We start from the raw sequence: 19787 nt of genomic DNA on the forward strand, positions 1-19787 counted from the left end.
CTTTTTTACTTTTTCCTAATCTCTTATCTCCAATCTCTAACCTCTCTTTCGCGCAAACGCCTCTGTAATCTCCGCTAACGACAGCGCATTGTAGCACATCTCTTTATATAAACCGCCTTTGCGGGCTGCCAGTATGCCGTAGTGCATATCAGTAAAACCTTCAATGCGGTGGGCATCGGGGTTAATGGATAGCATAACGCCTTTATCAAGGGCATATTGATGCCAGCGCCAATCAAGGTCGAGCCTGAGCGGGTTGGCGTTTATTTCGATCACTACATTGTTGGCAGCACAAGCGTCTATCACCTTTTTATAGTCGATTGGATATCCGGCCCTGCTTAACAACAGCCTGCCGGTAGGGTGACCGAGGATAGTAGTGTAAGGGTTTTCGATGGCGGTGATGAGCCTTGAAGTTGCTTTTTCTTCGTCCATTTTTAAGATGGAGTGTACGGATGCAACTACAAAATCAAACTTCTGCAATATCTCGTCCGGATAATCCAACGCGCCATCATATAATATGTCTGATTCGATGCCTTTAAATATGTGGAAGCCATCCAGCTTTTTATTAAGCGCATCAATTTCTTCATGTTGCTGCAACACGCGCTCAATGCTTAAGCCTTTGGCATAAAAGGCGCTTTTGCTGTGATCGCACATGCCAAGGTATTCCAGCTTCAGGGTATCGCGGCAATAAAGGGCCATTTCTTCAATGGTGTTTACGCCGTCGCTCCAGGTGCTGTGGTTATGGAGGGTACCTTTCAGGTCGTGCCAGTTAATGAGGGTTGGCAGTTGGTTCTTTTCGGCCTTTTCAATAAACAGGGTGCCCTCGCGCAGTTCAGGCTGCATCCATCCCAGGCCTGCTTTGGTATAGATCAGTTCTTCGGTTTCGGGCTGATCGACGGGGACATTGATCCTGTCGAAAACAGCCTGCACGTGTTCGTCTGTACCGGTATTGATAAATAACTCTTTATAATAATCGGCTTTATCAACGCAAATGATATCAACCAAAAGGCCGTTTGATAACTCGCCCTGCACATGGTTTTTATTCAGATTTACGTTTGATAATATTTTTGAGTTTGCCATCGCCTCAAAAGCAACTTCTGGATTGATAGAGCCAATAACAATCACTATTTCGGTGATGATTTCATTCAGCCGCCTAAACTCGCCTGCAAAGTGTTTCAACGCATCCGGGAAAATGGCTTTAATCTCGTCCATCAATTGGTTGGCTTCCTTTTCAACCTGTGCAAAAAGGAATTTACCATTGCTCGCCATCCTGAATTCGATAGCTTTGCGAATTTCTTCCTGTGTTTTTAAGCCGAACCCCTTAGCTTCTATCAGGCGGTTTTCGTTACAGGCATAAAATAATTCTCCTGTATTTTCGATGCCGAGTTCTTTCCAAATGATGGCTACTTTTTTAGGGCCGATGCCTTTAATGCCCATCATCTCTACAATGCCTGCCGGGGTTTTATCCAGCATTTCCTGCAACTCGGCCATGGAGCCGGTTGCCAGCAGTTCGGCTACTTTGCCGGCAATGCTTTTGCCTATGCCATCTATCTTTTCCAGCTCATCCAGCTTTTTACCGGCGATAGGGAAGGGGAGCTTATCAACTTTAAAAGCCGCATTAGCTACCGATTTGATTTTGAACGGATTAACCTCATGCAGTTCCATGAGTTGTGATAGTAAGCGAAGCGTACGGGCTATGGGTTTATTTTCCATAAATACAATGAGGGTGTAAAAATACAAAAAGCCATTGTAATGACAGCTTAGGTGGAGGGTTTGTTTTTGGGGGATGTTTTCTCGCTATGTTTTTTGTAGATAGTCGAATTTGCTTGTTGCAGATTTTTGAGCACGCGAAGGCGCAAAGACACAAAGTTTTTTGGTTTGAATAGTTTGAGATTTTTAAGCACGCTAAGGTGGCTAAGACGCAAAGTTTCTTTTATTTGAATAGTTTGTGATTTTTAAGCACGCAGAGGCGCGAAGACGCAAAGTTTTTTTGGATTGAATAGTTTGAGATTTTTAAGCACGCAAAGATGGCTAAGACGCAAAGTTTTTTGTGGGTTGCTGGATATGCTGATTGTTGGTATTTAAGTGATTGATACTTAGTGTTTTTATTTGAACCCTTGCGTTTTTTTAGCTATTTGTTTTATTAACTTTAATAAAAAAGATCATGCCCGATTACAACACCATTCTTTATGCCGCCGAAACCCATTCAGTTGATAAAATAAAGCAATATTTTGCCGATGGCGGTAGCCCCAATGAAATTCATGACGGGATGCCCGTTTTTACAATGATGGTAGAAATGTATGCCCGCGGCCCTCGCTTTAAAGATTGTGTGCATGCTTTTATTGATGCCGGACTTAATTATGAAGATCAGGCTTTGTTGGCGGTTTTGGCTCACGATACCCGGCGGTTGACAGATGCGCTAAATGAGGATGCCTCGGCTGTTAACAGAACTTATAACTTATATAATAATACTTACACACCTTTAACAGGTGGTACACTAATGCATTTTTGTGCTGAGTATAACAGTGTTGACTGCGCAAAAATACTTTTGCAACATGGTGCGGACGTGAATGCGGTTGCCGCTTATGATGAGTATGGTTTTGGCGGGCATACACCAATATTTCATACAGTTAACCAAAATGGTAACAGTTCGGTTGATATGCTGCATTTTTTGTTGCAGAATGGTGCAGATTTAAATGTTACCGTTAAAGGCCTGATGTGGGGCAGGGGATACGAGTGGGAAACTTTTATTCCGTCGGTAAATCCGGTAAGCTACGCCATGATGGGCTTGCTGCCGCAGTTTCATCGTAAAGAACAAATTGTTATGAATGTGGTGAGTTTGTTGATTAAGCATGCTTATGGCATTGATTATGCGCCGGATAACGTACCAAATGCTTATTTGGCGAGGGGGTAGGTTCTTACATTGTAGTTGGACTTACGGGGGTTTGAATCTTCATAAATCTTTCTTAGTAAAAAAAGCCACCCAACCGGGCGGCTTTCACAATCAAAATTAGTGTATTAATGAAATTTTATTTAATCACCAGGTCGTAGGGTAAACGGGCCTGGGGGGTGCGCATCATTTGGGTAAGGCCTTTTATTTGTTCGTAAACGCGGTAGTTTTCACCAAGTTCTTTTTTAACCATACGGGTTTGTACCTCGGCGCTGAGGCCGTTACCCAGTTTGTTGAAAAAGCTTTTTTGTTCCGGATACGCTACTAAACGGTAATTTTTAATCTTAGCTTTTTTTGCTGCTGATGCAATAGCATCATCAATATTGCCCAAGCGATCAACCAGTCCAATTTTCAGTGCCTGCTGGCCTGTCCATACACGGCCCTGGCCAATGCTGTTGATGTAGGCCTGTGTTTTGCCGCGGCCCTGGGCAACGGCTTTAGTAAAATCATCATAGCCGCGGTTTACGCTGTTTTGCAAAATCAGGCGTTCGTCTGGGCTAAGCGGGCGGCTCACATCGCCTAAATCGGCGTATTTGCCGGTTTTTACGCCATCAAAAGTTACACCTAATTTATCGTTAAACAGCTTTTGCATGTTTGGAAGCACCGCGAAAATGCCTATCGAACCGGTTATGGTATTAGGCTGCGCAATGATGGAATCGGCAGCGCACGAGATATAATAACCGCCCGATGCGGCGTAATCGCCCATCGATACGATAATCGGTTTAGTTTCGTGAACAAGTTTAACCTCGCGCCAGATCACATCCGAGGCCAGTGAGCTGCCTCCCGGCGAGTTTACGCGCAATACTACAGCCTTCACTTTATCATCCAAACGGGCCTTACGCAAAGCTTTTGAAATCGTTTCGGAACCGATGGTATTGTCCTGGCCTTCGCCGGTATTGATATCGCCCGAGGCATAAATTACAGCGATACGGTTTTTTGATGATGAATCATCTGATTTATCGTCGCTGTCGTCGGCTTTGTTTTTGGCATATTCGGTTAGGTCAACACTTTTCAGGTCGTCTCTTAAATCGGTGCCTGTGCGTTTTTTTAAATCGTTCAGTATCTCGTCTTTATATTTTAAACCGTCAACCAGTTTCAGTTTATAAGCATCCTCCGGAAACTGAATGCGCATATTATCAGCATAAGTAAATAACGAATCTTTATTAATACCTCGGCTTTTGCTGATGCCGGTTAAAAAATGATCATACAATGAGCCGAGATACGAGGTTACCTGCAGTTTATTGGCATCGCTCATTTTGGTAAGGAACAAAGGCTCAACAGCACTTTTAAATGTACCTACCTTAATAATCTGGGCTTCAATACCCAGTTTATCCAATGCGCCTTTTAGGAAAGTGGTTTGCGAGCTGAAACCATGAAATTCAAAAATACCTTTAGGGTTAATGTACACCTTATCGGCAACCGAGGCCATGTAATAAAAGCCCTGTGTATAAACCTCGGCGTATGCTATTATAAATTTGCGCGATTTTTTAAAGTCGATAAGCGCATTCCTGATCTCTTCGGTAGTGGCCTGGCCGGCGGTCATGTAGCTTTCATCAAGGTAAATTCCTTTAATGTTGCTATCGGTTTTGGCCCGTTTAATGTCACTTAAAATATCGTTCAATCCGATAGATTTATCATCATCCAATCCTAAAAAATCCAACCCGGCTAAGGGATTATTGGGCGTACGCTCGGTAATGGGGTTTTTAAGCGACATGTAGAGTATTGAATTGGTACTCACATCCACAGGCTTATCGCTGCCTGCCGCTGTTATAAGGCCAATAACAAGTACTGCACCCACAATTCCGATTATTATACCAGATATAATTACACCTACAATAGTAGCCAGAACGAATTTGAAGAATTGTTTCATTAATATTATAAATCTTTTTTATCTATGCGCAAACTTAGTAATAAGGTGCCGTATAATGCTAAGAGCAGTTTCCATTATATTTGTTACAACATGATAAATGTTTTTTTACTCCTTGGCAGTAACCTCGGCAATCGCGAATTGTTTCTGCAGCAGGCAATTGAATTAATAACTGTCCAAATAGCTCCACCGGTTTCTTTGTCATCGATATACGAAACCCAATCCTGGGGTAAAACCGACGAACCCGATTATTTAAACCAGGTACTGATGCTGAAAAGTGATATGCCTGTGCAGGAAATATTAAATAAAGTGCTGGCTATTGAGTTACAGATGGGCCGCAGGAGGGAAGTAAAATGGGGATCGCGCATTATTGATATAGATATTTTATTTTATGGGGATGAAATAATACACGAGGTAAACCTTGTGGTACCTCATCCCGAACTGCATAAACGCAGCTTTACGTTGATTCCGCTGGCCGAAATAACGCCCGATTTAGTGCACCCGGTATTCAGAAAAAATATTTTAGAATTAAAGGCTCAACTAAAAGACAACTTAATCGTAAAAAAACATATTTTTGAATAACACAAAGCTTTATATGGCAGATATTTCACCAGATCAGGACCTTGACCTATCTTTTTTATACGAGATTGCTGATGGCAGCGACGATTTTATTGTTGATTCGATAGGCATGTTCCTCGAGCAATCGCCCGAATTATTGAAAACCATCGGCAACGCTATTACCGCGCAGGATTGGCCTTTAGCCGCACAGGCCGCCCATAAATTAAAACCCAACCTTGGCTTTTTTGGGATGCCCATAAGCCAGGCCACCATACAGGAGGTTGAACTGGCCTGCAAAGCCGGGGGCCAGAACCCCGCCGAAATCGGGCAAAAGTTTAACCAGGTAAATACCATTGTATCGGCCAACCTGATCACGCTGAAACAAATTAAGGAAGAGAAGGAAGCGAATTTGTAAGCTTAAAGCGCAAAGCCGAAGGCCGAAAGCTTTTCTGGAACATTATAAAATAAAAAGGCAACCCATAGAGTTGCCTTTTTATTTTATATAGATTTTTTTAACGTTTTTAGATGCTTTTCGTTTTAAGCCTTCGGCTTTCAGCTTTAAGCTACCTGCTCTATTTTAAAAGTATAGCTTTCCATAATCAGGTTAGCCAGCAGGTTTTTGCAGGCCTGATCAACTTTGGCTTCGGCGGCTTCGGCGCTTTCGGCTTCAAGCTCGAGTGTAATGTGTTTACCTATGCGCACGTTCTGGATCTCGGCAAGGCCAAGGTTTTTCATGCTACCGGTTACTGCTTTACCTTGTGGGTCAAGTATTTCTTTTTTTGGCATTACGTCGATTTCAGCCTGGAACTTTGTCATTTGTGAGTTTTGTTTGAATTAAGGATAAGGTGATATAAATGAATATAACCACCGGAACGGCCACAAATTTAAAAAATAGTATCAGTATTGCCGAAAACATGAGCAGTAAATAACGGAAAATGTTTTTGTTAAAGTCGCGGTTTTTAAATTTTAGCGACATCAGCGGTATTTCGGATACCAGGAGCGAGCACATGATCAATACCAACACCGTAAGGAAATACGGGTTTAGTATATAATGGGCCAGCGCATCATACTGTTGCACTATCAAAGGTAACGATGCAATCAGTATAGCATTAGCCGGTGTTGGCAAACCTATAAAGCTATCAGACTGACGGGTATCGTTATTAAACTTAGCCAGCCTTAAAGCCGAAAATACAGGCAATAAAAAGGCAACGAAGTTTAAAACCTGGCTTACGCCCTCAATTTGCGGAGCCTGTAAAAATAACTCGTACATGATAACCGATGGCAGCACACCAAAGCTTACCATATCGGCCAGCGAATCCAGATCTTTACCGATAAAGGAATAGGAGTTTAAAACCCTTGAAGCAAGGCCATCAAAAAAATCGAATATCGAGCTGAGGAAAATGGCGTAGGCAGCCACTATTAAATTACCCTGAAAGGCGAAAACTATCCCTATACAACCGCTAAACAGGTTGGCACAGGTAATAGCATTTGGAAGGTGTTTTTTTACGCGTCTCTTCATTTCGCCATCGAAGTTATCAGGATTTTATTAAGTAATAATGAAGTTACAAATAATATTCTGCTTACTTATAACTTCATTATCGCTAAAATATTACGAATTCATCGAAATCAAAAATTCTTCGTTGGTTTTTGTTCCACGAATCTGGGCCTGTAAAAACTCCATCGATTCTTGCGAGTTCATATCGGCAAGGTGATTACGTAGGATCCATATACGCTGAAGTGTCTCGCGGTCAAGCAGTAAGTCGTCGCGGCGGGTGCTCGATGCGGTGATATCGATAGCAGGGAAAATACGTTTGTTTGATAGTTTACGATCAAGCTGTAACTCCATGTTACCGGTACCTTTAAATTCTTCAAAGATAACCTCGTCCATTTTCGAGCCTGTTTCGGTAAGCGCCGTAGCGATAATGGTTAACGAACCGCCATCTTCAATGTTACGGGCGGCACCAAAAAAGCGTTTTGGTTTATGCAATGCGTTGGCATCAACACCACCTGATAATATTTTACCTGATGCAGGGGCTACGGTATTGTAAGCACGGGCCAAACGGGTGATAGAATCCAGCAGGATCACTACATCATGACCGCATTCAACCATACGTTTTGCTTTTTCAAGTACAATGTTGGCAATTTTTACGTGGCGCTCGGCAGGCTCGTCAAAAGTTGATGAAACAACTTCGGCGCGTACGCTGCGGGCCATATCGGTAACCTCTTCAGGGCGCTCGTCAATCAGTAATATAATAAGATATACTTCCGGATGGTTTTTTGCTATCGCGTTAGCCACATCTTTTAACAACATGGTTTTACCTGTTTTTGGCTGCGCCACAATCAAACCACGCTGACCTTTACCAATTGGAGAAAACAGGTCCATAATGCGGGTTGAATAGTTGTTAGGATCGGTAAACAGGCTCAGTTTTTCTGACGGGAAAAGCGGAGTTAAGTGATCAAAAGGAACGCGGTCGCGCACTTCGGCAGGAATGCGGCCGTTAATGGCTTCAACACGTACCAGCGGGAAATATTTTTCGCCTTCTTTTGGCGGGCGGATACTGCCGCGCACAGTATCACCGGTTTTTAAACCGAACAGTTTAATCTGCGATTGCGATACGTAAATATCATCGGGAGAGGTAAGGTAGTTATAATCAGACGAACGGAGGAAACCATAACCATCAGGCATAATTTCCAAAACGCCTTCGTTGATGATAACATTATCAAAATCAAGGTTAATAGGTGGTTCCTGGGCTTTTTGTTGATTTTGATTGTTCGGATTTACCCTTCTTTCAAATTTTTGCGTACGGGCTTCCGAAACCAATTCTTCCATTTTTACAGGTGCTGCCTCACCGGGCTGTGGTGTTTCTGTTTCGGCGGCAACTACAGGTGCTTCATTTTCAGTTTCTTCCTGTACCGGCTCATCCTCCTGCGTATCAAATAAATTGGTATCATCCAATGGTACTTCAACGCGTGGTTTTGATGATGTTTCTTTGGTTTTTATAACCCGGGTTCTTTTGCGGGGTTTGTCGGCTGTTTCGGCAGGTGCTTCGCCCGGAGCAGGCGTAGGGGTATATGCTGCTTCAACTATATTTTGCTGGGCCCGGGCGGCCTCAATTAGTTGTTGTTGTTCTGTAATGCGGGCAATAAGCTGGGCTTTGCGCAGTTCGTCGGCCTCGGCGATACCTAAATTTTTGGCAATTTCGCGTAACTCCGAAACGAGTTTATCGTTCAATTCAATTTTATCAGACATGATATGAATTATAGTTCAAAAGGGATTTTTTATTGTATCTTTTCTCAAATGGTAAATTTCCAAGCAAGTGTTAAAGCTTAGTATGCGCAAAGTGCATAAGGCAATAATTGAAAGAAATTGATCTTGAAACCTGTTTTCAGTAAACATCCAAACCCGTGCCAGTATTATGTGATGATGATAATAAAAAGCGTGGTGATTTAAATTGTTTCTTTAGTGCAAGAAAAATTCATTGGAAAACGATGCAAGTGTAAACAATTATTTCTTAAAATCAAATTATTAAAAATAAATATCTGTGATAGCATAACGTATAAGCCAAATTTTTAGTTTTTTTGACATTTAAAATATTATTCAACAGTATATGATGTTGCGCAAGGAGTTAATTGAACAGATCAAAAAAAAGAAATCGTTTTTATGTGTAGGACTTGATCCGGATATCAATAAAATCCCCGAATTTTTAAAATCATACCCCGACCCGATATTCGAGTTCAATAAGCGTATTATAGATGCCACTAAAGATTTGTGCGTGGCCTACAAACCTAATGCTGCTTTTTACGAAGCTTACGGCATAAAAGGTTTGCAGGCTTTAATTGATACCTACAAATATCTGCCCAAAGATTGCCTGAACATTATTGATGCCAAACGCGGCGATATCGGCAATACATCTGATAAATACGCCCGCGCTTTTTTTGATGAACAATCGGGCGGAATGAGCTTTGACGCCATTACCATCACTCCTTATATGGGTAATGACAGTGTAACGCCTTATTTGGCTTATGAAGGTAAATGGGTTATTATTTTAGCTTTAACCTCATCGGTAGGAAGCAAGGATTTTCAGTACCTGCAAACAGGCGATGATTTTCTGTACGAAACCGTAATAAAAAAAGCCAATACCTGGGCTGGTGCCGATAGAATTATGTATGTAGTAGGGGCCACAAAGAGCACCGAGTTTACCAACATCCGCCAATATGCGCCGGATAACTTTTTATTGGTGCCGGGCGTGGGCGCACAGGGCGGAAGTTTAGAGGATGTGTGTAAGTATGGTATTACTAAAGATTGCGGGCTGCTGGTGAACTCATCACGCTCGATACTTTATGCAAGCAATGGCGAAGATTTTGCCGAGGTTGCAAGGGCGGAGGCATTGAGTTTGCAGCAGCAGATGCAGGCAGAGTTGGAAAAGGCTGGGGTAATTTAGAACCATGATTTTTAGGATTTGAGGATGTACTTGATAGATAAAATTCACCTTATCATGATCATCCTCAAATCCTAAAAATCAAGGTTTATTCTAATAATCCTGCCGGTATTTTTCCATCCACTTTTGGAAATGAAATTCCCAGCAGTTTCACCATTATCGGCGTCATATCACGCAGGTTCATCTCTTCTATTACAGTACCTTTGCGAATACCCGGACCATGAGCTATAAAACCGGTACGGATATTTTTTGTATCAGGAAAATGGCCATGTGTGCCTCCTTTGCCGGGTTTTATCGCATTGCCCGTGTTAGCTGCGCTAAATGAAGCATCATGCTCTGCTGTAAGTGCAAAAGCCACATTTGGGTTATAGCCGCCTTTATCCAGTTGTTTTTTACTGATGATGCGATAATATTGTTTTACGCTATCGGGTTGTGCTTCAAGCAGTGCTTTTACCTTATTGGCTGTTGCTTTATCAGCCGGATCTTTCAAATACAAATAAGCCGATCCGCCGACGGTGTTGAATTGAGCTTTCCACTCACCGGTGGCCAGGTTAGTGATTAGGCCTGCCTCTTTGAGCCATACATTGGGCGAGATAGATTTTTTTACATCATAAAATCCGTGGTCGCCGCCTATTAATAATACGGTGTTTTCCCAGATTCCGGCCTCTTTCAGGGCATCAACAATAATCCCTACTGCAGCATCTGCATCTGCTACTGCGTCCTGCACCCGTGTTCCATAACGCCCAGCGGCATGTTCAGCACCATCTACCGAAAATACGTGGATAGTCATCAACTCAGGCTTGCTTTTTTTAATTACATAAGCCGCAATCCTGGCAATGTTCTGATTTTTTCCTGCATCTATTTTATCCACGCCTCCAAATACTTCTTTTTTTACCTCAGCGTAAAAACCTTGTGGCAGAGAATATTGTTCACGAATTCCGTCGCCCAGGCCACCTATGTCGGGAATGTTATAATCCACAGGTGCATTGGCAGATACGGGCCAGTAAAGTGAAGCCACGGTCATGCCTTTGGCCTTAGCCGCTTTCCATATGGTGGGAGCGTGGATCGAGCTATCCTGCCAGTAAGGTTGTTGTGGTGCGCCGTCGGGTGTGAAAATATTGTTGTAAAATACACCATGCTTCGCAGGCTGTACGCCTGTGACAATTGTAGTGTGCGATGGATAGGTCATGGAAGGGAATACACTGTTTACACCTTTGGCATAAGCTCCGTCTTTCATCAACGCACGCAAATTGGGGGTTTGCCATTCATTGTCGAGGTAAAAATCGGGCCGGAAGCCATCAATGGTAATAAATATAACATGTTTGGCTGTTTGAGCCATAAGATGCCCGGTTACCATAAACAGGGCAAGTAGTACTGCTGATAATTTTTTTTTCATAGGTAGCATGTAGCCGGCTCCGTCAAACAGGGGCTAACCGGCATAAATAATGCGGCAAAGTTGTTTGTATTTCTGTTAAGTTTTTATCATGGTATGATTATGTAATCGGTTTGATGTAGAGCGTTTGGTAACGGGCCGGGCTCAATTAAAATATGCCAAACTTTTGTAATATTATCCACACAAATCCGCAAACCTGCAAAATCAAGGTTCTTTTACTAACTTACATGCTTCATAGTACACATCTAAATTTATGAAGCGCGTTTTACTCACTGTCGTTACGCTAACTGCCGTTTTACACTTACCTGCATCCGCACAGGAAAAAAAATCCTTAAAACCTGCCGATGTTTACCGCATACCCACAGTAAGCGATCCGCAACTCTCTCCGGATGGCAAGTGGCTGGCCTACAGTGTATCTGAAGTGGATACCGCGAAGGATAGAAGAGTATCGCATTTATGGATGCAAAGCTATGATGGCAAGGAGTCGCTTGAGTTGACGCATGGCGATGAAGCCGCATCGTCACCACGTTGGAGCCCGGATGGCAAATATTTATCCTTCCTCTCCTCGCGCGATTCAAAAACAGGGGCACAAATATGGCTTATCGACCGCAGAGGTGGCGAGGGGGCCAAACTCACCAACATAAAAGGCAACCTGAGCGATTACGCCTGGAGCCCGGACGGTAAACGGATTGTACTGGTAATAGGCGATCCGGAAAATAAAGGCAAGGAAGAACCTAAAACGCCAAAACCCATTGTGATTGATCGCTATCATTTTAAACAGGATATTGAAGGTTATCTGCAGCACCTGCACGATCATTTGTATCTGTTTGACGTTGCCACCAAAAAACTGGATACATTAACCCGTGGCGATAAAGACGAGCGCTCGCCGGTATGGTCGCCGGATAGTAAGACCATTGCTTTTGTAAGTAACCGCTGTATCGACCCTGATAAAAACCAAAACACCGATATTTTCACTATTGATGCCCGGGCCGGCGCCAGCATGCTCCAGCTTACCACCTGGAAAGGGCGCGATGCCACCCCCCAATGGAGCCCGGATGGCAGGTTTATTTCTTATTTACGCAGCACAAGCGATGCTGATTATATGATGTACGATCAGAATGTTTTATGTGTGATGGACGTAGTGGGCCAAAACAGTAAACCGCTCACCCTATCGCTCGACAGGCCGGTTAGTGCACAAACCTGGACTAAAGACAGCAAGAACATGGTGTTTATTGTAACCGACGACCGTACCCGCTACCTGGCAAATATTAACGTTGGTAACGGAAAAATTACTACCCTAAATAAAGGCGATTATGTGTTTAATGATATTAATACCAACCAATCAGGCAATTGGGTAGTACAAAAAACAGATCCGTACACACCTGCCGAGCTGTTTGCTTTGGAGGATAAAAGGCTCCGCCGCTTAACTTTTCACCATCAAAACTGGTTGAATACGGTTCAACTGGCTTATGCCAAAGGTTTTGAATCAACCAGTAACGATGGTACAAAGGTATCGGGGATTGTTTATACACCAGATAGCGTTCAGAATAAAAAATACCCCCTGATATTATTTATCCACGGCGGGCCGGTTGGGCAGGACGAGTTTGGCTTTGATGCCACGCGCCAAACGCTGGCAGCGGCAGGTTATGCTGTGGCTGCCGTAAATTATCGTGGCAGTAACGGCCGGGGATTGGATTACTGCAAAGCTATTTATGCCGATTGGGGAAACAAAGAGGTAAAAGACCTATTGGGTGCTGTTGATCAGTTAGAAAAATTAGGCATCGCCGATCCTGATAAACTGGGCATTGGCGGCTGGAGTTATGGCGGCATCCTTACCGATTATACCATCGCATCAGATACGAGGTTTAAAGCTGCGGCCAGCGGCGCAGGCAGCGCACTGCAGCTATCGGTTTATGGCAGCGACCAGTATGTTTTGCAGTACGAAAACGAGTTAGGCGCGCCATGGAAAACAGCCGATAAATGGATCCAGTTATCTTACCCGTTTTTCCATGCCGATAAAATAAAAACGCCGGTACTGTTTATGTCGGGCCTGAAGGATTTTAATGTGCCAACCATTGGCAGTGAGCAAATGTATGAGGCACTGCGCTCGCAAAATATCCCTACCGAATTGATTTTGTATCCAAACCAGTTCCATGGTTTAACAAAGCCGAGTTACCAGGTTGACAGGTTGCAGCGTTATGTGGAGTGGTATGATAAGTATTTAAAAAAGTAGGTTTATTGTAAAGAGATGCAATCGCAACCCCATCGAACAGGTTTAATTAGTAATTTTCCGTCCGATTTGAGGTTTCCTATGCATAAACATATACTTTTAATTTGGGCGGTTTGCTTATTCAGTTTTGCCTCTGCCCAAAATATAAAACATCCGCTAAAGCCTTCCGACTTATATAAACAGCCAACATTGATGTCACCACGGCTTTCGCCCGACGGCAAGTGGATTGTATACGAGCTATCGGAAGTTGATACAGCAAAAGATAATCGCGTATCACACCTCTGGATGCAGAGTTTTGACGGAAAACAATCCATTCAGCTTACATATGGCGATGAACCGGCCTCTACACCCAAATGGAGCCCGGATGGTAAATACGTATCCTATTTATCAGAAAGAGATTCAAAAACCGCCGGACAGGTTTGGCTGATGGACCGCAGAGGGGGAGAGGGGCATAAACTAACTGATATTAAGGGCGAATTGGAAGAATACGAATGGTCGCCTGATAGCAAACGGCTGGCGCTTATTATCAAGGATCCTGAAAATAAAGGTGAAGAGGAACCGAAAACCATTCCGCCTATTAAAATAGACCGTTATCATTTTAAGCAGGATATTGAAGGATACCTGCAACACCGGTATTCGCATTTATATTTGTATGATATTGCAACCAAAAAGCTGGATACGCTAACGCGCGGCCATATGGATGATAGCTCGCCGCAATGGAGCCCCGACGGTAAGCTGATAGCTTATGTAAGTAACCATACCTCCGATCCCGACCGGAATGAAAACACCGATATTTTTACCATAGAAGCCAAAGCCGGTGCCGCAGAAACCCAACTTACCACCTTTACCGGACATGATATTAACCCGCTGTGGAGCCCGGATGGTAAGAAAATAGCCTACCTGCGCTCAACCAGTGATGCCGATTATTTTATTTATCAGCATGATGTATTATGCCTGATGGATGCCGATGGTAAAAACAACAAACTGCTTACAGATCAACTCGATCGCCCGGTAAGCAATATTGCCTGGAGCCGCGATGGTAAGGATCTGGAATACCTGGTAAGTAGCGATCGGATTCGCTATATCAACCGGTATAACCTGCTAACCCGCAAATCTTTCACTGTTTATAAAGGCGCCGAATGTAGTTTTTCAGATCTGATGGGCTCATCAGCAGGCATTTGGGTTGGTAAAATGACAACACCTTATATGCCGCACGAGTTGGTGGCTATTGAAAATGGGAAAATCCGCAGGCTAAGTTTTCACCAGGACAAGTGGTTGAGTACGGTTAAACTGGCACATGTAAAAGGTTTCCAGTCATTTAGCAGCGATGGTACGCTGGTATCGGGTATTTTATATACACCGGATAGTATAGTGACCAAAAAGATGCCATTCATACTTTATATCCACGGCGGTCCGACTGATCAGGACGAATTTGATTTTGATGAGATCAGGCAAACCTTAGCCTGTGCCGGTTTTGCTGTAGCAGCAGTTAATTACCGGGGCAGTACAGGGCGTGGTATTGAGTACACCAAAGCCATTTATGCCGATTGGGGCAATAAAGAAGTAAAGGACTTACTGGGTGCCGTGGATGAGCTGGTAAAGCTGGGCGTTGCCGATAAAGACCGCCTCGGTATTGGCGGCTGGAGCTACGGCGGCATCCTTACCGATTATACCATAGCCACAGATCCCCGCTTCAAAGCGGCATCAAGCGGTGCCGGAAGTGCCTTGCAATTAGCAATTTACGGCTCCGACCAATGGGTAGTACAATACGATAACGAGCTTGGCGCGCCCTGGAAAAATGCTGATAAGTATATCAAATTATCCTATCCCTTTTTTCATGCCGATAAAATTAAAACGCCAACACAATTTATGTCGGGCCTGAAAGATTTTAATGTGCCAACGGGTGGTGGTGAGCAAATGTATGAGGCGTTGAGGTCGCAGGGCGTGCCTACGCAGATGGTATTGTATCCCGGTCAATATCATGGTATTACCGTACCAAGTTACCAGGTAGATAGGTTGCAGCGATATATTGAATGGTTTGGGAAGTATTTAGCCCCCTAACCCCCTGAAGGGGGAACAACAGTTGAAATAAAAAAGGCTTGATGTTACGCTCAAGCCTTTCCCCGTTCTATTCTGTTAATTCTTTCATTCTGAAAATTCTGATTCAGACTTCCAGTTTCCCCTCAACCGAATCATCAATAGTTTTGCCGATAGCAGCGCCTACCAGCTGTTTTACAAAGGCAACCGCATTGCCGTGCTTGTTATCCCAGTAATATCCTTCAGTAGGCTCAACTTTGATCACGCTGATGCGCGGATCATCTATCCCTTCGGTAAACCATACTTTTAAGGTTGGTTCCCATAGTTCTTTAATCTTTTCCTTGTCTTCAGTAACTGTGGCTATACCATAAATATTCAGAAAATCAGAGTAGGCAGAACCCTGAAAAAGCAGGTGTACGAAGGGATCTGTTGCCAATTCTGCATTTTTATGGCTATCGTTTGCACTCAGGAACCAGAAGTTGCCTTCATCATCAATTTTTTGTGCCGACATCGGCCTTACCGAAGCCGGAACGCCGGTTTTGATATTGCTTACAAAGAAGCAACTTTTAGAGCTTTTTGCCAGCTCTTTGATCTTATCCATAGCCTCCGGACCGTTCAAATCCTTCATGTTATCCTCGGGCTGTTGTTGATTAATGCTATCCATTATTTTTAGTTTTTATTGGTAAATGATATAAGCATAACCAGCTAAAATGGATATTGTGTTGATTGGATTTAACTTTAAGGATAATTATTGATGAATAAGTTTATAATATGGTGTGTCGGCAAATTTACGCGTAAGAGAATCTCCGGAAGCAACTTCTCTTATTCTGTTAATTATTAAATTCTGAAAATTCTGATTCAGACAACCAACATCACCCGAACACTACCATCCGCTCGGGATTTTTAGAAGCGTAGGTGGCTATAATATTTTTGATGTAATCGTTTCCGGGGTAAGGGGTAAGGTGATTTTTAAGCTGCTGTACATTATCGGCGTCAAAATAATGTGAGATATAGCCCATACCATAAAACTGTCCTTTCTCTACCAAAATACAGCTATGCTCATCGCCGGTACGGCCTTCATCGCGGATGGCGTAGGTTGGTAAGGCCTGTTTAAGCTGATTGATAGCGTTATTTACCCGCTGATTATAGTTATCGGTGCTTTCTACACCTTCGCAGGCGCAGGTGCTTCCCAAACTGCTGCTGCATACATCATTGTTTTTTTGTATAAAGCAAAGTTTAGGGCAAAGATCAAAAGCTTCAATTAGCTTATTTAATAAATTATAACCATCAAGCAGGGAGTTGCAGGTATATATCGGATCGCTGTATTTGCGGTATTTATCAACCGCCAGGCGGATGTAGCCGCGCTGATCTTCGAACGCATACAGGCAAAACGCATTCTCAAACCGTTTTAATGATCGGTTATACTTTGGCCACAGGCGCTTAATTTCAATAGCTTCCAATACAAAAGCAATCAACTCGGTACCACAAACCTGGTGGCTGATCTGGTAAATATTTTTCAAAAATTCCTGCCGCTGAAAACCGGGATTATTACCCGTAAAATGGCTGCTTACCCGTTTTTTTATGTTTTTAGCTTTGCCAACGTATATCACCTTGCCTTTCTGATCGTGAAAGTAGTACACGCCGGGTGTGTAGGGCAGTTGGTCGAGATCTTTTTTGGAGAGGTTGGGCGGTAATACCTGGTCTTTCGAACCTTGTTTCAGCGATTGTTTGATATGATTTTCGGTATCGCTATTTAATAATAAAGTAAAGAGTTCGGCGGTGGCTTCGGCATCGCCCATGGCCCGGTGGCGTGCCTGATTATCGATACCTAAATGTTTGCATAGCCTGCCCAGGCTGTATGATGGCAGTCCCGGCATTATTTTACGCCCTAACCTAACGGTGCACAGTTTATTGCTTTGCAGATCATATCCGGCAGCAGCCATGTGATATCGCACAAAAGAAAAATCGAAATTTACATTGTGGGCAACAAATATTTTTCCGTGAATGAGGTGGTAAATATCGGCTGCCACATCCTCAAAAACAGGAGCATCCTTAACCATCTCATTAGTGATGCCGGTTAAAGCGCTGATATAAATAGGAATGTCGCGCTGCGGATTAATCAGCGACTCAAAACGCTTTACAACCTTTTTACCATCGTGTATGCAAATAGCTATCTCGGTAATACCATTTGCACTGGCATGCCCCCCGGTGGTTTCGATATCGACAATTGCATACATTATTTCAAATGTAATACAATTTTGCTAATTATTTTAGCTGTTTTAAAAAATAAGTCCGGAAGTCCACGGTCCGTAAGTCCGAAAGTTTTTTGCGAAACGGCTTGTTAAAGCAAGCAAAGAAAAAGCCCCTGGAACTAATTCCCAAGGGCTTCATATCTTTCGGACTTGCGGTCTTTCCGACTTTCGGACAAAAACTTCCGACTCCGGACTTCCGACTTAAGACTTCTTATTCTTAGCCTGCACCTGTTGTTGCTGCCTCATCATCTCTTCCATTTTGGCGCTGAAACCCGATTTTTTCTTTTTAGTATCTTCAGGTTTCTTTTTGTTTTCCTGGATCTGGGCATGGATCTTTTTATCATCAACCATAAACTTAATCAGGTATTGCTGTAAAAAGGTGAACATGTTGGCCAAAAAGTAATAATAGTTTAAGCCTGATGGGTAGCTGTTAAGGGTGAAAAGGAAAATAAGAGGTGTAATGTAACCTATATATTTCATTTGCCCGGTAGCACCCGAGATTTGGTTATTGAAGTAAGTGTAGATCAGTGTTGAGATGGTCATCAGTAAACACATCAAACTGATGTGATCAACACCGCCTATAAGGCTAATAGGTGCGAATTTAATAACCGAATCGTAGGTTGAAAGGTCATGCATCCATAAAAAACTTTGTCCCCTTAACTCAAATAAGCTTGGGAAAAACTTAAAGAATGCGATAACAATAGGCATTTGGATAACCAACGGCAAACAACCGCCCAATGGGTTAACACCTGCTTTTTTGTAAAGCTTCAGGTACTCCTGTTGCAACAGGGTAGGGTTATCCTCACCAACTTTGGCTTTGATCTCATCCATCTCGGGCTTCAATACACGCATTTTAGCCATCGATAGGTATGATTTGTAAGTAAGCGGCGATAATACCAGCTTTAATAACACGGTCAGCACTAAAATGATCAGGCCGTAGTTCCAGTTAAATTTGTTAAGCAGGTTAAATATCGGCAAGGTGGCAAAACGGTTAATGTATTTTAACGGACCCGGGCCCAAGTTAACCAGTTTATCCAGGTCATGCCCCTGATCTTTTAATGTATTGAACCGGTTAGGGCCAAAGTAAAACTCTAAAGGGAAAGTACCGTCGGCACCGCGGGTAAGCGATAGGTCGGCTTTCATTTGTTTTACATCGGTAGTATCATTTACATCGGTGGCGACAGAAATATCAGTTTTAGCAATACTGTTTTTAGCTATCAGTACATTGGAGAAGAAGTGTTGCTTGAAGGCAACCCAGTTCATTTTTTTATCGCTAATGCTTTTTTGATCGTCTTTGCCTTCGCTCAGGTAGTCAACATCGCCATCGGTATTGTAATAATACACGGTTGAGTACTGGCGCTCCTGCTTCATGTCCTTTTCCTGTTTGTGCAGGCTGGCTGCCCAGTTAAGGTTCAAAGCGCTGCTATTGGCAATTACAGCATCCAAACCAGTAGGTTTAATGGTTAAGCCAAGTTTAAAGCCTTCACCTTTCAGGGTATATACATAATCAATATACTGGGTAGGGCTGTAGCTTAAACGCAGCGTTACCGAGCCCGAATCTTTTTCGGCTACATTAAGCTCTTTTACACTTGGGGTGAAAAAGTAATTATTGGTATTGATGTTGGCAACACCGGCGGCAAATTTTAAACCAAACTGATTTTTATCGCCATCAAATAGTATCAGTGGTTTTTTATCAAAGGTTTTATAGTTCTTTAATTCAACCGATGCTACTTTACCACCTTGTGTGCTTAATTTAACAAGCAACTCTTTATTTTGGATGGTAACAAACTCCTGCTTGCCAACCGAAGCGGCACCAAAAGGCATTTTTAACAAGGCCGAATCAACTTTAGCAGTTTTGGCAGTATCAAAGTTAGCGGTAGTTTTATTGGCAGCAGTAGTTTTGGCCAATCCCGCTTTTTTCAGTGAATCCTGGTGCTGTACTTCGCGCTCTTTTTTAAGGTCGGCTTCTGATGGCTTTAAAAAGTATATCGAGCCGGCTATGATCGCCATGATCAGGAATAATCCTGTAAACGTATTTCTATCCATTATCTAATTATCGTACAA

Annotated in this window: 15 protein-coding genes; 6 read left to right on the plus strand and 9 right to left on the minus strand. The window is 43.0% G+C overall.

Annotated features, from left to right (window positions below):
* Nucleotides 1–36: 36 nt before the first annotated feature.
* Nucleotides 37–1710, minus strand: a complete 1674-nt coding sequence (locus HYN43_RS05125) for a DNA polymerase/3'-5' exonuclease PolX (protein WP_119408428.1) — start codon at nt 1708–1710, stop codon at nt 37–39.
* A gap of 451 nt (nt 1711–2161) precedes the next feature.
* Between HYN43_RS05125 and HYN43_RS05130 the strand changes: the two genes are divergently transcribed.
* A complete protein-coding gene (locus tag HYN43_RS05130; protein ID WP_119408429.1) occupies nt 2162–2911 on the plus strand; it encodes an ankyrin repeat domain-containing protein in 750 nt (249 codons plus the stop codon).
* Nucleotides 2912–3026: 115 nt separating this feature from the next.
* On the opposite strand, the gene sppA is transcribed toward HYN43_RS05130, so the two are convergent.
* Nucleotides 3027–4817: a signal peptide peptidase SppA gene (sppA, locus tag HYN43_RS05135; RefSeq protein WP_119408430.1), complete on the minus strand. Its 1791-nt coding sequence runs from the start codon at nt 4815–4817 to the stop codon at nt 3027–3029.
* A gap of 90 nt (nt 4818–4907) precedes the next feature.
* Here sppA and folK point away from each other — a divergent pair, with 90 nt between their 5' ends.
* Both folK and HYN43_RS05145 read left to right on the plus strand, forming a co-directional pair.
* Nucleotides 4908–5396 carry a 2-amino-4-hydroxy-6-hydroxymethyldihydropteridine diphosphokinase gene (gene folK, locus HYN43_RS05140; RefSeq protein ID WP_119409263.1) on the plus strand — a complete coding sequence of 163 codons (489 nt, stop codon included), beginning with the start codon at nt 4908–4910 and terminating at the stop codon, nt 5394–5396.
* A 13-nt stretch (nt 5397–5409) separates the two neighbouring features.
* Entirely contained in the window at nt 5410–5787 is a 378-nt protein-coding gene (locus HYN43_RS05145) for an Hpt domain-containing protein (protein WP_119408431.1), read from the plus strand.
* A 143-nt stretch (nt 5788–5930) separates the two neighbouring features.
* On the opposite strand, the gene purS is transcribed toward HYN43_RS05145, so the two are convergent.
* The 3 genes from purS to rho form a co-directional block, all read right to left on the minus strand.
* Nucleotides 5931–6188, minus strand: coding sequence for a phosphoribosylformylglycinamidine synthase subunit PurS (gene purS, locus HYN43_RS05150; protein ID WP_119408432.1), 258 nt, complete (start codon nt 6186–6188; stop codon nt 5931–5933).
* Entirely contained in the window at nt 6169–6891 is a 723-nt protein-coding gene (gene pssA / locus HYN43_RS05155) for a CDP-diacylglycerol--serine O-phosphatidyltransferase (RefSeq protein WP_119408433.1), read from the minus strand. The genes purS and pssA overlap by 20 nt, the downstream gene beginning before the upstream one ends.
* Before the next feature lie 90 nt (nt 6892–6981).
* On the minus strand, nt 6982–8622 hold the full coding sequence (rho, locus tag HYN43_RS05160) for a transcription termination factor Rho (protein WP_119408434.1): 1641 nt from the start codon (nt 8620–8622) through the stop codon (nt 6982–6984).
* Between the two features lie 361 nt (nt 8623–8983).
* Between rho and pyrF the strand changes: the two genes are divergently transcribed.
* Nucleotides 8984–9814 (plus strand): orotidine-5'-phosphate decarboxylase, encoded by an 831-nt coding sequence (pyrF, locus tag HYN43_RS05165; RefSeq protein ID WP_119409264.1) that lies wholly within the window; start codon nt 8984–8986, stop codon nt 9812–9814.
* Between the two features lie 85 nt (nt 9815–9899).
* Here pyrF and HYN43_RS05170 read toward each other — a convergent pair whose 3' ends face one another.
* Nucleotides 9900–11207 (minus strand): alkaline phosphatase family protein, encoded by a 1308-nt coding sequence (locus HYN43_RS05170; RefSeq protein ID WP_119408435.1) that lies wholly within the window; start codon nt 11205–11207, stop codon nt 9900–9902.
* A gap of 250 nt (nt 11208–11457) precedes the next feature.
* Here HYN43_RS05170 and HYN43_RS05175 point away from each other — a divergent pair, with 250 nt between their 5' ends.
* Both HYN43_RS05175 and HYN43_RS05180 read left to right on the plus strand, forming a co-directional pair.
* Nucleotides 11458–13437: an alpha/beta hydrolase family protein gene (locus HYN43_RS05175; RefSeq protein WP_119408436.1), complete on the plus strand. Its 1980-nt coding sequence runs from the start codon at nt 11458–11460 to the stop codon at nt 13435–13437.
* Nucleotides 13438–13626: 189 nt separating this feature from the next.
* Nucleotides 13627–15495, plus strand: coding sequence for an alpha/beta hydrolase family protein (locus tag HYN43_RS05180; protein WP_205589875.1), 1869 nt, complete (start codon nt 13627–13629; stop codon nt 15493–15495).
* A gap of 103 nt (nt 15496–15598) precedes the next feature.
* On the opposite strand, the gene HYN43_RS05185 is transcribed toward HYN43_RS05180, so the two are convergent.
* The 3 genes from HYN43_RS05185 to yidC all read right to left on the minus strand — a co-directional run bounded on the left by HYN43_RS05185 (nt 15599) and on the right by yidC (nt 19769).
* Nucleotides 15599–16135 carry a pyridoxamine 5'-phosphate oxidase family protein gene (locus HYN43_RS05185; protein ID WP_119408438.1) on the minus strand — a complete coding sequence of 179 codons (537 nt, stop codon included), beginning with the start codon at nt 16133–16135 and terminating at the stop codon, nt 15599–15601.
* A gap of 208 nt (nt 16136–16343) precedes the next feature.
* Entirely contained in the window at nt 16344–17708 is a 1365-nt protein-coding gene (locus tag HYN43_RS05190; protein WP_119408439.1) for an exonuclease domain-containing protein, read from the minus strand.
* A gap of 216 nt (nt 17709–17924) precedes the next feature.
* The gene (gene yidC / locus HYN43_RS05195) at nt 17925–19769 is read right to left on the minus strand and encodes a membrane protein insertase YidC (protein WP_119408440.1); all 1845 of its coding nucleotides are present in this window, start codon (nt 19767–19769) and stop codon (nt 17925–17927) included.
* Between the last annotated feature and the right edge of the window lie 18 nt (nt 19770–19787).

This window comes from Mucilaginibacter celer (assembly GCF_003576455.2).
In the GTDB taxonomy this organism is placed as follows: Bacteria; Bacteroidota; Bacteroidia; order Sphingobacteriales; family Sphingobacteriaceae; genus Mucilaginibacter; species Mucilaginibacter celer.

Excerpts from the sequence above, each read along its gene's own strand:
- HYN43_RS05125 (WP_119408428.1), bottom strand. The coding sequence starts at position 1,710 with ATGGAAAATAAACCCATAGCCCGTACGCTTCGCTTACTATCACAACTC.
- HYN43_RS05130 (WP_119408429.1), top strand. The coding sequence starts at position 2,162 with ATGCCCGATTACAACACCATTCTTTATGCCGCCGAAACCCATTCAGTT.
- sppA (WP_119408430.1), bottom strand. The coding sequence starts at position 4,817 with ATGAAACAATTCTTCAAATTCGTTCTGGCTACTATTGTAGGTGTAATT.
- folK (WP_119409263.1), top strand. The coding sequence starts at position 4,908 with ATGATAAATGTTTTTTTACTCCTTGGCAGTAACCTCGGCAATCGCGAA.
- HYN43_RS05145 (WP_119408431.1), top strand. The coding sequence starts at position 5,410 with ATGGCAGATATTTCACCAGATCAGGACCTTGACCTATCTTTTTTATAC.
- purS (WP_119408432.1), bottom strand. The coding sequence starts at position 6,188 with ATGACAAAGTTCCAGGCTGAAATCGACGTAATGCCAAAAAAAGAAATA.
- pssA (WP_119408433.1), bottom strand. The coding sequence starts at position 6,891 with ATGAAGAGACGCGTAAAAAAACACCTTCCAAATGCTATTACCTGTGCC.
- rho (WP_119408434.1), bottom strand. The coding sequence starts at position 8,622 with ATGTCTGATAAAATTGAATTGAACGATAAACTCGTTTCGGAGTTACGC.
- pyrF (WP_119409264.1), top strand. The coding sequence starts at position 8,984 with ATGTTGCGCAAGGAGTTAATTGAACAGATCAAAAAAAAGAAATCGTTT.
- HYN43_RS05170 (WP_119408435.1), bottom strand. The coding sequence starts at position 11,207 with ATGAAAAAAAAATTATCAGCAGTACTACTTGCCCTGTTTATGGTAACC.
- HYN43_RS05175 (WP_119408436.1), top strand. The coding sequence starts at position 11,458 with ATGAAGCGCGTTTTACTCACTGTCGTTACGCTAACTGCCGTTTTACAC.
- HYN43_RS05180 (WP_205589875.1), top strand. The coding sequence starts at position 13,627 with ATGTCACCACGGCTTTCGCCCGACGGCAAGTGGATTGTATACGAGCTA.
- HYN43_RS05185 (WP_119408438.1), bottom strand. The coding sequence starts at position 16,135 with ATGGATAGCATTAATCAACAACAGCCCGAGGATAACATGAAGGATTTG.
- HYN43_RS05190 (WP_119408439.1), bottom strand. The coding sequence starts at position 17,708 with ATGTATGCAATTGTCGATATCGAAACCACCGGGGGGCATGCCAGTGCA.
- yidC (WP_119408440.1), bottom strand. The coding sequence starts at position 19,769 with ATGGATAGAAATACGTTTACAGGATTATTCCTGATCATGGCGATCATA.